This is a genomic window from Micromonospora peucetia, from assembly GCF_900091625.1.
GTDB classification, from domain to species: Bacteria; Actinomycetota; Actinomycetes; order Mycobacteriales; family Micromonosporaceae; genus Micromonospora; species Micromonospora peucetia.
The window spans coordinates 6,765,464-6,777,652 of sequence record NZ_FMIC01000002.1 but is presented as its reverse complement, the minus strand read 5'-3'; the positions used below and the strand labels follow the sequence as shown (position 1 = coordinate 6,777,652).

Here is a 12,189-nt window from a genome sequence, read left to right as displayed (position 1 = left end):
TTGATATGTCGATAGAGTTACGGCGGTCATGGCGGAGGGGAAACGCCCGGTAACATTCCGAACCCGGAAGCTAAGCCCTCCAGCGCCGATGGTACTGCACTCGGGAGGGTGTGGGAGAGTAGGACACCGCCGGACAACTTTTCCAGTCGAGGGCCGCCCCATCCGGGTCGGCCCTCGACTGCGTAGCGTCGTTGGTGACGCAATGAGGAAGGATGTACCTGTGAGTTCAGAATCGCAGGGCGGAGATCGTCCCCGTCGCTACGAAGACCGTTCGGGCGGACGCGAGGGAGCGCCGCGCCGCGACGACCGGCCCCCGTACCGGGATGACCGGGGCGGCCAGCGAGGCGGGCCCGCCGGCGGCGACCGCCGTGACGGCGGCTTCCGCGGCGGCGACCGCCGCGAGGGAGGCTTCCGGTCCGGTCCACGCGATGGCGATTCCCGCGATGGCGGCGCCCCCCGCCGCGACACCGGCGATCGCCCAGGCGGCTTCCGCGGCGACCGCGAGGGTTCCCGAGGCGGCGACCGCCGCGAAGGTGGCTTCCGCCGAGACGGTGACGAGCGTTCCGGCGGCTACCGTGGTGGTGACCGTCGTGAGGGCGGTGACCGTCCGGGTGGCTTCCGTGGTGGTGACCGCGAGGGTGGTTTCCGCGGTGGTGAGCGTCGTGAGGGTGGTTTCCGTTCGGGTCCGCCGCGCGAGGGTGGTTTCCGTGGTGGTGACCGTCGTGAGGGCGGTGACCGTCCGGGTGGCTTCCGTGGTGGTGACCGCGAGGGCGGTTTCCGTGGCGGTGAGCGTCGTGAGGGTGGTTTCCGTTCGGGTCCGCCGCGCGAGGGTGGTTTCCGTGGTGGTGACCGTCGTGAAGGTGGCGACCGCGAGGGTGGTTTCCGTGGTGGTGACCGTCGTGAAGGTGGCGACCGCGAGGGTGGTTTCCGTGGTGGTGACCGTCGTGAGGGCGGTGACCGTCCGGGTGGCTTCCGTGGTGGTGACCGCGAGGGTGGTTTCCGTGGCGGTGAGCGTCGTGAGGGTGGTTTCCGTTCGGGTCCGCCGCGCGAGGGTGGTTTCCGCGGTGGTGACCGTCGTGAGGGCGGTGACCGTCCGGGTGGCTTCCGTGGTGGTGACCGCGAGGGCGGTTTCCGTGGCGGTGAGCGTCGCGAGGGTGGTGACCGCCAGGGTGGTTTCCGTGGCGGTGAGCGTCGTGAGGGCGGTTTCCGTTCGGGTCCGCCGCGTGAAGGTGGCTTCCGTGGCGGTGACCGTCGTGAGGGCGGTGACCGTCCGGGTGGCTTCCGTGGTGGAGAGCGTCGCGAGGGTGGTGACCGCGAGGGTGGCTTCCGTGGTGGCGAGCGTCGTGAGGGTGGTTTCCGTTCGGGTCCGCCGCGCGAGGGTGGCTTCCGCGGTGGCGAGCGTCGTGAGGGCGGCGACCGTCCGGGTGGCTTCCGTGGTGGAGAGCGCCGCGAGGGCGGCGATCGCCAGGGCGGTTTCCGGGGCGGTGACCGCGAGGGCGGCTTCCGTGGTGGCGAGCGTCGTGAGGGCGGTTTCCGTTCGGGTCCGCCGCGCGAAGGTGGCTTCCGCGGTGGCGAGCGTCGTGAGGGCGGCGACCGTCCGGGTGGCTTCCGTGGTGGAGAGCGCCGCGAGGGCGGCGATCGCCAGGGCGGTTTCCGGGGCGGTGACCGCGAGGGTGGCTACCGTGGCGGAGAGCGCCAGGATGACCGTCGTGACGGCGGCTTCCGTGGCGGAGAGCGTCGCGACGACCGGCGGGAGCGTCCGGAGGCGGAGGGGGAGCGTACGGCGGCCCCCGCGCTGCCCGACGAGATCGTCGCGACCGACCTCGACAAGGACGTCCGGGCCGAGCTGTTGTCGCTGGCGAAGCCGGTCGCCGAGACGGTCGCCCGGCACCTGGTGGCGACGGGTCAGCTGATCGACGAGGACCCGGCCGAGGCGCTGGCGCACGCGCTGGCAGCCCGTCGGCTGGCGTCCCGGATCGCCGCCGTCCGCGAGGCGGTGGGTCTGGCCGCGTACCACGCGGGAGAGTGGCAGACCGCGATCGCGGAGTTGCGTACGTACCACCGGATGAGCGGGTTGCAGAGCCACCTGGCGGTGCTCGCGGACTGCGAGCGGGCGCTGGGCCGGCCGGAGCGGGCGATCGACCTGTTCCGTGGCGCGGACCGGGAGAAGCTGGACCAGGCCGTGGCGACCGAACTGCTGATCGTGGCGGCCGGGGCGCGCGGCGACCTGGGCCAGAAGGACGCCGCCGTGGCCATGCTCCAGGTCCCCGAGCTGACCAGCGAGACGGCCGATCCGTGGACGGCCCGGCTGCGGTACGCGTACGCCGACGCGTTGCTCGCGGTCGGTCGTCGCGACGAGGCCCGTGAGTGGTTCTCCCGGGCGTCCGACGTCGACACCGAGGGTGAGACCGACGCCGCCGAGCGGCTGCTGGAGCTCGACGGTGTGGTGATCGAGGGCGACGAGGAGGACGAGGAGTCCGCCGAGGAGATCGCCTCCGGGCCCGGTGCCCCGGGCGCGGTGCCGGCCCGACCGGACGCCGACCTCGGCGGCGACGCGGAGCCGACCGAAGAGGACGCCGACGATCGGCGGGACGACTCGGCGGACGGCGACGAGCGGCAGGACGAGGACACGGTGCCGGCGGACGAGGCTGCCGACGACGACCTGGCCGACGACGACCTGGTGGAGGACGAGGCGCCTGCCGTCGTCGCAGGGCCAGCCGGCGACGACACCGCGGCCGGCGACGGTGGCGACAAGCCCACGGTCACCGGCGGGTCGGACACCGCGCAGCGATGACGACAGGTGCCGGGGAACGGCTGGTCGACGGGTACGCCCTGGTCGTGTTCGACCTGGACGGCGTGATCTACCTGATCGACCGGCCGGTCCCCGGTGCGGTCGAGGCGGTCGGCCGGCTGCACGCCGAGGGCCGGTCGGTGGCGTACGCGACCAACAACGCCTCGCGCCGCTCCAGCGAGGTGGCCGACCTGCTCACCGGGATGGGCGTGCCCGCCCGGCCCGAGGAGGTGCTCACCTCTGCGGCAGCCGCCGCCGAGTTGCTCCGTGACCGGCTTCCCGCCGGCGCCGCGGTGCTGGTCGTCGGTACGGAGGCGCTGCGGGCCGAGCTGCGTGCGGTGGGGCTGACCCCGGTGTCCCGGGCCGACGAGTCGCCGGTCGCGGTGGTGCAGGGGTTCGGTCCGCAGGTCTGCTGGGCGGATCTGGCCGAGGCGTCGGTGGCCGTACGGGGCGGCGCGACCTGGGTCGCCACCAACGCAGACCCGGCGCTGCCCAGCGGGCGGGGACCGCTGCCGGGCAACGGTGCCCTGGTCGCCGTGCTGCGGACCGCGCTCGGGCGGGATCCCGACATGGTCGTCGGCAAACCCGAGCCGGCACTGTTCACCACGGCGGCCCGCCGCGCCGGGGAGGGCCGGACGTTGCTGGTCGGCGACCGGCTGGACACCGACATCGAGGGCGCCCGTCGGGCCGGGCTGGACAGCCTGCTGGTGCTCACCGGCGTGAGCGACGCGGCCGAACTGCTCGCCGCCCCGCCACACCGCAGGCCGACGTACGTCTCGATGGATCTGGCGGGGCTCTTCGACCCGGCGGCCGTGGTGCGGGTCCCGGGCCCGGCGGACGCCGGCGGATGGTCGGTGGCCTCGCGGGACGACACGCTGGAGCTGTCCGGGGCGGGCCGCACACTGGACGCCCTGGCGGCGCTCTGCGGGGCCGCCTGGGCAGCGCAGCCGGCGCGGATCCGTTCCGGGTCGGCCGAGGCGGAGAAGGCGCTGGCCGAGCTCGGCCTGTCCGGCTGACCGCCCGCCGGCATCCTCGGCCGGCGAACCTCAGAGCAGCTTGCGCAGCTTCATCAGGTCGAGCGGGTTCGCCTTGATCGACACCCGCCGGGACGTGACCGCGCGGGTGACGTCGAGCTCGCCGCGGACCAGCGCGAGCAGGTCGTCGCTGCTGGTGCTCAGTGCGATCTTGGCTTTCGGATCGTCGCCGTCGGTCAGGTCGACCAGGCGGCCGCCGGAGAGCCGACCGTGAAAGGCGGTCTCCAGGTCGGTGATCCGGCAGGCCAGCGTCCGGTCGAAGTCGACCTTCTCCCGCACGGTGTCCGCGTTGTGGTCCAGCCGGGCTGCCAGATCACGCAACGCCTGCCGGCACTCGTCCACGCTGGCCACGATCGCCCCCTCGCCGCTCGCCACGCCGTCCCCGGCACCGTACCGCACAGGGCGTCGCCGGGCGCCCGGTAGCGTGACACCTGCACACCCCCGCCCCGCGGAAGGAATGAGGCATGCAGGACGCGTGGCGCGCCTATCTCGAGCTGGCCATGGGCCTGACGGAGGCGCCCCGGAAGAAGGCCCAGGACGCGGTTCGCCGGCTCGTCGGCTCGGGCGGGGCGACCGCCGCCCAGTTGCAGACTCTCGCCGAGGAACTGGTCTCCACCGGCGCGGCCAACCGTGAGGCGCTGACCAAGCTGGTCCGGTTCGAGGTGGACCGGGCTCTCGGCGCGGTGGGGCTCGCCACCGCCGACGAGGTCGCCGAGCTGACCCGACGGGTACACGGGCTGGAGCGCCAACTCCGGGACACCAGATCGACCCTCGGCACTCCCGCGCCCGCCAGCACGGCCGAGCCGTCACGCCCGGTGCCCGCCGGTGCCGGAACGTCGGCCGCCCCGGGGGCCGCGGAGCCGGCCGTACCCACCTCGGCGGCCCCGGCCCCGGTCGCTCCGGTCGCGCGGCCGACCGTCGCGAAGAAGGCACTGGCCAAGAAGGCCGTCGCCAAGAAAGCGGTGGCCAAGCGGACGCCGTCCGCCCTCGCCCCGGCCGAGGGCGGCGACGCGGCGCCGGTGCGGCCGGCGAAGAAGGCGCCGGCCCGCAAGCCGCCGCCGGAGGGCGAGGCGTGACCTGCCCGGCCCCGGCTGGGAGAAGGTCGTGACCGGCCCCTTCCGTCCCGGCCCGCCGCCCGGCGCCCGCCCCGGCCTGCCCGGTGCCGGCCAGGGCTCCGCGACCGGCCCCTACCGCCCCGGTCCGCCGCCCGGCGCCGCCGTGCGACCGGCGGCGGCGCAGGGAGCACCGGCCCGGCCGGCGTCGCCCTCCGCTCCGCCGTCGATCCCCGAGCCTGTCGAGGACGTCGGCGAGGACCGGCATCCCGCCGTGGACGCCGCCGTGCGGGCGATGGCCAACGCCGCGACGCTCGCCCCGGCCGACCAGATCGCGCAGTACGAGGCGGCGTACGAGACGCTGCGGGAAACCCTCGCCACCATCGACCAGGCCTGACCGACCGGAGAAGAACCACGCATGGCACGTCGTAACCGGCTGGACGCCGAACTCGTCCGCCGCGGGCTGGCCCGGTCCCGGGAACAGGCCGCCGCGCTGGTGGAGGCCGGCCGGGTCCAGCTGCGCGGGGTGCTGGCCCGCAAGCCCGCCGCGATGGTCGACCCGGCCGACCCGCTCCTGGTCACCGGCGAGGACCCCGGTTCCGAGTACGTCTCCCGGGGCGGGCACAAGCTGGCCGGCGCGCTGGCCGCATTCGCCCCGAGCGGGCTGACGGTGGCCGGTCGGCGGTGCCTGGATGCGGGCGCCTCCACCGGCGGCTTCACCGACGTGCTGCTGCGCGCCGACGCGGCGGAGGTCGTCGCGGTCGACGTCGGCTACGGACAGCTCGCCTGGCCGCTGCGCAACGACCCCCGGGTGCGGGTCTTCGAACGCACCAACGTCCGTACGCTGACGCCGGAGGTCATCGACGGACCGGTCGACCTCACGGTCGCCGACCTGTCGTTCATCTCGCTGCGGCTGGTGCTGCCGGCGCTGGCCGGCTGCACCCGGCCCGACGGTGACCTGGCGCTGATGGTGAAGCCGCAGTTCGAGGTCGGCAAGGAGCGGGTCGGCGCCGGCGGGGTGGTTCGCGACCCGCTGCTGCGGGCGGAGGCGGTGCTCGACGTGGCCGCCGCGGCGGCCCGGCTCGACCTCGGCCTGGCCGACGTGGCCGCGAGCCCGCTGCCGGGGCCGAGCGGCAACGTCGAGTTCTTCGTATGGTTACGCCGGGGCGCACCGCCGGCCGACCCGGAGCGGGTGCGGGCGGTGGTCGCCGCCGGGCCGGGTGGCCCGGTGCCGTCCGCCGACCGGCCGGACGCGGCGACGGAGGAGGTGGCCGGGTGAGCGAGCTGGCGAGCCCCGGGGTCGTGGGTGTGCCACGCGACAGCCGGGCGGGCGCGACGGGACGGCCGTCCCGGTGAGCCGTACCGCCCTGCTGGTGACGCACACCGGCCGCCGGCGCAGCACCGAGCACGCCCGCGCCGTCGCCGCCGATCTCATCGCGGCCGGCTTCGAGGTGCGGGTCGTCGCCGAGGAGGCCGACGACCTCGACCTGCCCGGAGTGGTCCCGGTGACCGGCCTGAAGGCGGCCGAGGGCGCGGAGATCGTCTTCGCGCTCGGCGGGGACGGCACCTTCCTGCGCGCGGCCGAGCTGGCCCGACCGGCGAAGGTGCCGCTGATCGGCATCAACCTCGGCAAGGTCGGTTTCCTCGCCGAGGCGGAGATCGACGACCTGGACAGCGCGGTACGCGACGTGGTCGGGCGCAACTACACCGTCGACGAACGGCTCACCCTCGACGTGACCGCCGAGTTCGACGGCGGGCCGACCATCGAGTCCTGGGCCCTCAACGAGATCAGCGTCGAGAAGGGCGAGCGCGCCCAGATGCTGGAGCTGCTCGTCGACGTGGACGGCCGCCCGCTGTCCCGGTACGGCTGCGACGGGGTGGTCTGCGCGACCCCCACCGGCTCGACGGCGTACGCGTTCTCCGGCGGCGGCCCGGTGGTCTGGCCGGAGGTGGAGGCCCTGCTGCTGGTGCCGATCAGCGCCCACGCGCTGTTCAGCCGGCCGCTGGTCACCGCGCCCACGTCCACGTTCGCCATCACCGTCGACCCGTTCACCACCCTCGCGGTGCTGTCCTGCGACGGCCGGCGGGTCTACGACCTGCCACCCGGGGCCCGGGTCACCGTGCGGCGTGGCGCGTTGCCAGTGCGCGTCGTGCGGCTGCGGGACCGTCCGTTCACCGACCGGCTGGTGGCGAAGTTCGACCTGCCCGTGCACGGCTGGCGCGGCAACCGCCGGTGACCCCCGGCCGGGCCGGCGCCGACCGGCCGCGTCCGGTTCGCCCCGGCCGGAGTGTCGGCGGGCGGACGCACCGGCGCGCCCACGCCGGCTGGTCAACTGTCGGGGCCCGCGTCTACTGTCGGTTGCTGTGCTGGAAGAGCTGCGCATCACCGGACTGGGCGTCATCGAGGACACCACGCTGCCGTTGACCGGTGGCATGAACGTCATCACCGGCGAGACCGGTGCGGGCAAGACCATGGTGGTCACCGGCCTCGGCCTGCTCTTCGGGGGGCGTGCCGACGCCGGGCGGGTCCGCGCCCAGCCGGGCCGGGCGGTGGTCGAGGGCCGGCTGCGGCTCGACGGCCGCGTCGCCGCCACCGTGCACGCGCGGATCATCGACGCGGGCGGTGAGCCCGACGAGGACGGTTCGGTGTTGCTGAGCCGCACCGTCACGGTGGAGGGCCGCTCCCGGGCACATCTGGGCGGGCGGAGCATGCCGGTGTCGATGCTCGGCGAGGTGGGCGAGCAGGCGGTGGCCGTGCACGGCCAGTCCGACCAGCTGCGGCTGCTGCGGCCGGCCGAGCAGCGGGCCGCGCTGGACCGGTTTGCCGGCCCCGAACACGAGAAGCTTCTCGACGCGCTGCGCGAGACGTACGCCCGCTGGCGCGCGGTGGCCGACGACCTGACCGACCGGCGGCGCAACGCCCGCGAGCGCAACCAGGAGGCGGACCTGCTGCGGCTCGGCCTCGACGAGATCACCCGGGTCGACCCGCAGCCCGGCGAGGACGCCGAGCTGAAAGCGGAGGCGCAGCGGCTGGAGCACGCCGAGGGGCTGCGTACCGCGGCGCAGGTGGCCCAGCAGTGCGTGGCCGGCGGTGTGGAGGCGACCGACGAGACGCCGGACGCCGCGGCGCTGCTCGGCACCGCCCGCCGCACCCTGGAGGCGCAGGCCGGCACGGACCCGGCGCTGGGCGAGCTGGCGGGGCGGTTGGAGGAGGCGGCGACCCTCGTCACGGACGTCTCCGCCGAGCTGTCGGCCTACCTCGCGGCGCTGGACGCCGACCCGGCCCGGTTGCAGACGGTCTACGAGCGGCGGGCGGCGCTGCGGGCGCTCACCCGCAAGTACGCCGACGACGTCGACGGGGTGATCGCCTGGGCCGAGCGGGCCCGCACCCGGCTGGCCGACCTGGACACCTCCGACGATCTCCTGGACGAGCTGGACCGGGAGGCAGCCCGGCTGGCCGGCGAGGTGGCCGATCTGGCCGGCCGGGTGTCGGGGTCGCGGCAGGAGGCGGCGACCCGCTTCGCCGAGCAGGTCACCGTCGAGCTGGCCGGGCTGGCCATGCCGCACGCCCGGATCGAGGTGGCGGTGCTGCCCCGCGCGGCCGGCCGCGCCGAGCCGACCCTGCCGGTCAACGGCACCGAGGTCGGTGTCGGCCCGGACGGCGGCGACGAGGTCGAGCTGCGCCTGCTGGCCCATCCGGGCGCACCCTCACTGCCGTTGCAGCGCGGCGCCTCCGGCGGGGAACTGTCCCGGGTGATGCTCGCCATCGAGGTGGTCTTCGCCGGCTCGGGTGGGCCACCCACGCTGGTCTTCGACGAGGTCGACGCCGGGGTCGGCGGCCAGGCCGCGGTGGAGATCGGCCGGCGGCTGGCGAGGCTGGCCCGCAGCCATCAGGTGCTGGTCGTCACCCACCTGCCGCAGGTGGCCGCGTTCGCCGACCGGCATCTGGTGGTGGCGAAGGACACGAGCGGGGCGGTCACCACGAGCGGGGTCCGGGTGGTGGAGGACACCGAGCGGGCCCGGGAGCTGGCCCGGATGCTCGCGGGTTTGCCCGACTCCGACCTGGGTATCGCGCACGCTGAGGAGCTTCTCGCCGTGGCGACCCGGGAGAGGCGCCCGTGAGGTCGGCGATTGTGAGCACCGGCACACCGGCCTGCGCGCTAGTGTGCTTCTCTGGGTAGTCAGCCCTGCTCAGGCATGTCGCGACGGATTTGCCTGCCTCACATGCCAGGATGGTCACGATGCGTCTACCCACGTTGCGCCGGACCCGGAACACGGAACCGGGCAGGATCCTCGGCACCGCGCGCCTCGATCGCCGGACAAAACGCCTGGTCGGCCGGCTTCGCCCCGGTGACATCGCGGTCATCGACCATGTCGACCTCGACCGGGTCGCCGCCGACTCGCTCGTCGCCGTCGGTGTCGGCGCCGTGCTCAACGCGAAGCCGTCGGTCTCCGGCCGCTACCCGAACCTGGGGCCGGAGGTGCTGGTCGCGGCTGGTATCCCGCTCCTGGACGACCTGGGGGAGGCGGTCTTCGAACGGGTCCGGGAGGGCGACACCGTCCGGATCGAGGGCAACACCGTCTTCGTCGGCGACGAGCCGGTGGCGCACGGCAGCCTCCAGGACGCCGAGTCGGTGGCCAAGTCGATGGCCGACGCCCGGGAGGGGCTCTCGGTCCAGTTGGAGGCGTTCGCCGCCAACACGATGGACTACCTCCGCCAGGAGCGCGACCTGCTCCTCGACGGGGTCGGCGTGCCCGATATCCAGACCGCGATGCAGGGGCGGCACTGCCTGATCGTGGTGCGCGGCTACGACTACAAGGCCGACCTGGACGTGCTACGTCCCTACATCCGCGAGTACAAGCCGGTCCTGATCGGCGTCGACGGCGGCGCGGACGCGCTGGTGGAGGCCGGCTACACGCCGGACGTGATCATCGGGGACATGGATTCGGTCACCGACGACGTGCTGCGCTGCGGCGCCGAGGTGATCGTGCACGCCTACCCGGACGGCCGGGCGCCCGGCCTGGCCCGGGTCAACGGCCTCGGCGTACCGGCGGTGACCTTCCCGGCGGCGGCGACCAGCGAGGACCTGGCCATGCTGCTGGCCGACGAGAAGGGCGCCTCGCTGCTGGTGGCCGTCGGCACCCACGCCACCCTGGTCGAGTTCCTCGACAAGGGCCGCGGCGGAATGGCCTCCACGTTCCTGACCCGGCTCAAGGTCGGCGGCAAGCTGGTCGACGCCAAGGGTGTGAGCCGGCTCTACCGACAGAACATCTCCGGGTCGTCGCTGCTGCTGCTGGTGCTCTCCGCGATCGCGGCGATGGCCTCGGCCGTGGCGGTCTCCACCGTCGGCAAGGCCTATTTGGGCGTGGTCTCCGAGTGGTGGAACAATTTCGTGTTCCAGCTTGAACAGCTTTTCTAGCGTCCGACCGATCAAGAGGCTGCAGGTGTGATCAACTTCCGGTACCACGTGGTGTCCCTGACCGCGGTCTTCCTCGCGTTGGCGATCGGTCTGGTGGTCGGCACCGCCGCCCTGAACGGCCCGGTGGCCGACTCGCTCAAGGAGACCGTCAACGGGCTGCGCAAGGACAACCAGCAGATGCGCCAGGCGGTCCAGAGCATGCAGAAGGAACTGGAGCTCGAGGAGGACTTCGCGGCCCAGATGGCCGAGGTCGTCCTGCCGGGCACGCTGACCGGCAAGCGGGTGGTGGTGGTCAGCCTGCCCGTCGGGCGCGACCACACCGAGGCCGTGGTCAAGATGCTCCAGCTCGCCGGGGCCCAGGTGAGCCGCGTCGACCTCCAGGACAAGTTCATCGAACCGGACAACAACAACAACCTGCTGGAGTTGGCGGTCACCGCCGCGCGCCCCACCGGCGCGCCGACCACCGACCTGCCGAGTAACAGCAACGGGGTGGAGACGTCCAGCGCGCTGCTGGCCAGCGTGCTGCTCGACCGGGCGCCCGGCGCCACCCCGGTCAGCGAGGCCGACCGGCGGGCGGTGCTCGCCGCCTACATCAACGCCAACTACCTGACCACCGAGAAGCCGGTCACCGCGTCGGCGGAGGCCGTCGTCCTGGTCAGCGGACAGCCGTACGTGGACAAGGACTCGGCGAAGAAGGACGAGTCGGTGCTCAAGGTCGCCGAGCAGTTCGACCGGGCCGGGACGATCGTCGTCGGCGGCAACGGGTCGGCCGGCGGCAATGTGGTGGCCGCCGTCCGGAGCGACCCCGTGCTGGTGCAGAGCATCTCCACCGTCGACAACGCCAACACCGTCCAGGGCCAGCTCGTCACCGCCCTCGCGTTGGTGGAGCAGGTGACCGTGAAGAAGGCCGGGCAGTACGGCATCGCCGACAACGCCACCCTGCTGCCTAGAATGCCCCAGTGATGCGACGACGTACCCCGGTGTCCGGATCCCGCCTCACCGACGTACGACGGGCGGTGACCGCGTGAGCCTGCTCGGTCGACTACTGATCGCCGGCGCGGGCGCCGCCGCCGCCCGGTACGCACTGCGCGAGGTGCGCACCTCACCGGCCGGGCCCGCGCTCGACCGGACCAACTTCCGTGGCCGCACGCTGACCCTGGCCGCCGGCCCCGCCCTCGCGGCCGGTGCCGCCGGGGCGGGCGCGTTCGGCGCCTCCAGCGGCCCGTCGGGCGCCGCTGCCCTGGTCGCCGGGGTGGGCGCCGGGGCGGTCGGGCTCTACGACGACGTGGTCGGTGCACGGCCGGAGCAGAAGGCGGCCAAGGGCTTCGCCGGGCACCTGGCCGCGCTGCGCGAGGGACGGGTCACCGCCGGGCTGGTCAAGGTCGTCGGGGTGGGAGCCGCCGGCCTCGGTGCCGCCGCGCTGCTCGCCGCCGACCCCCGGGTCGCCGGGCACCGGCGCCGCCAACGACAGGGCCCGTTCGGCCGGGGTGTCGACGTGCTGCTCGGCGCCGGTGTCATCGCCGGCACCGCGAACCTGCTCAACCTGCTCGACCTGCGTCCCGGCCGGGCGCTGAAGTCCGGCATCCTGCTCGGTGCCCCGCTGACCAGCGGCCCGCACGGCGGGATCGCCGCCGGTGCCGTCGGCGCCGCCGCCGGGCTGCTCCCCGCCGACCTCGACGAGGACGTGATGCTCGGCGACAGCGGGGCGAACGCGCTCGGCGCGCTGCTCGGCGTGGCGCTCGCCGCCCGTACCGGGCCCCTCGGGCGGGCAGGACTGCTCGCCGTGCTCGCCGGCCTCACCGCGGCCAGCGAGAAGGTCAGCTTCACCCAGGTCATCCAGCGCACCCCGGGGCTGCGCGAGCTCGACGCGCTGGGCCGTCGCGCCGACTGAC

At 74.3% G+C, this 12,189-nt stretch carries 12 protein-coding genes and 1 rRNA gene; 11 read left to right on the top strand and 2 right to left on the bottom strand.

Annotated elements, in window-relative coordinates:
- The first annotated feature begins 18 nt into the window (after positions 1-18).
- Positions 19-135 (top strand): 5S ribosomal RNA (rrf, locus tag GA0070608_RS29580).
- A 91-nt stretch (positions 136-226) separates the two neighbouring features.
- On the opposite strand, the gene GA0070608_RS29575 is transcribed toward rrf, so the two are convergent.
- The gene (locus GA0070608_RS29575) at positions 227-1,891 is read right to left on the bottom strand and encodes a hypothetical protein (RefSeq protein WP_176733901.1); all 1,665 of its coding nucleotides are present in this window, start codon (positions 1,889-1,891) and stop codon (positions 227-229) included.
- Between GA0070608_RS29575 and GA0070608_RS29570 the strand changes: the two genes are divergently transcribed.
- On the top strand, positions 1,850-2,794 hold the full coding sequence (locus GA0070608_RS29570; protein ID WP_245716019.1) for a tetratricopeptide repeat protein: 945 nt from the start codon (positions 1,850-1,852) through the stop codon (positions 2,792-2,794). The two genes, GA0070608_RS29575 and GA0070608_RS29570, sit on opposite strands and share 42 nt — an antisense overlap.
- Positions 2,791-3,807 (top strand): HAD-IIA family hydrolase, encoded by a 1,017-nt coding sequence (locus GA0070608_RS29565; protein WP_091632748.1) that lies wholly within the window; start codon positions 2,791-2,793, stop codon positions 3,805-3,807. Before GA0070608_RS29570 ends, GA0070608_RS29565 begins: the two co-directional genes overlap by 4 nt.
- 30 nt (positions 3,808-3,837) lie before the next feature.
- Here GA0070608_RS29565 and GA0070608_RS29560 read toward each other — a convergent pair whose 3' ends face one another.
- On the bottom strand, positions 3,838-4,176 hold the full coding sequence (locus GA0070608_RS29560) for an SCP2 sterol-binding domain-containing protein (protein ID WP_091636485.1): 339 nt from the start codon (positions 4,174-4,176) through the stop codon (positions 3,838-3,840).
- 113 nt (positions 4,177-4,289) lie between these two features.
- On the opposite strand from GA0070608_RS29560, the gene GA0070608_RS29555 reads away from it, so the two are divergent.
- The 8 genes from GA0070608_RS29555 to GA0070608_RS29520 all read left to right on the top strand — a co-directional run bounded on the left by GA0070608_RS29555 (position 4,290) and on the right by GA0070608_RS29520 (position 12,188).
- Positions 4,290-4,901 carry a phasin family protein gene (locus GA0070608_RS29555; protein WP_091632743.1) on the top strand — a complete coding sequence of 204 codons (612 nt, stop codon included), beginning with the start codon at positions 4,290-4,292 and terminating at the stop codon, positions 4,899-4,901.
- A 28-nt stretch (positions 4,902-4,929) separates the two neighbouring features.
- Complete coding sequence (locus tag GA0070608_RS29550) at positions 4,930-5,274, top strand: hypothetical protein (protein WP_245716175.1); 345 nt, start codon at positions 4,930-4,932, stop codon at positions 5,272-5,274.
- 21 nt (positions 5,275-5,295) lie between these two features.
- A complete protein-coding gene (locus GA0070608_RS29545; protein WP_091632740.1) occupies positions 5,296-6,156 on the top strand; it encodes a TlyA family RNA methyltransferase in 861 nt (286 codons plus the stop codon).
- A 73-nt stretch (positions 6,157-6,229) separates the two neighbouring features.
- Entirely contained in the window at positions 6,230-7,114 is an 885-nt protein-coding gene (locus tag GA0070608_RS29540) for an NAD kinase (RefSeq protein ID WP_091632734.1), read from the top strand.
- 127 nt (positions 7,115-7,241) lie between these two features.
- A complete protein-coding gene (recN, locus tag GA0070608_RS29535) occupies positions 7,242-8,999 on the top strand; it encodes a DNA repair protein RecN (RefSeq protein WP_091632731.1) in 1,758 nt (585 codons plus the stop codon).
- Between the two features lie 119 nt (positions 9,000-9,118).
- Entirely contained in the window at positions 9,119-10,297 is a 1,179-nt protein-coding gene (gene steA / locus GA0070608_RS29530; RefSeq protein WP_091632728.1) for a putative cytokinetic ring protein SteA, read from the top strand.
- Between the two features lie 27 nt (positions 10,298-10,324).
- The gene (locus GA0070608_RS29525; protein WP_091632725.1) at positions 10,325-11,260 is read left to right on the top strand and encodes a copper transporter; all 936 of its coding nucleotides are present in this window, start codon (positions 10,325-10,327) and stop codon (positions 11,258-11,260) included.
- Between the two features lie 61 nt (positions 11,261-11,321).
- A complete protein-coding gene (locus GA0070608_RS29520) occupies positions 11,322-12,188 on the top strand; it encodes a hypothetical protein (RefSeq protein ID WP_091632722.1) in 867 nt (288 codons plus the stop codon).
- The last annotated feature ends 1 nt before the right edge of the window (position 12,189 follow it).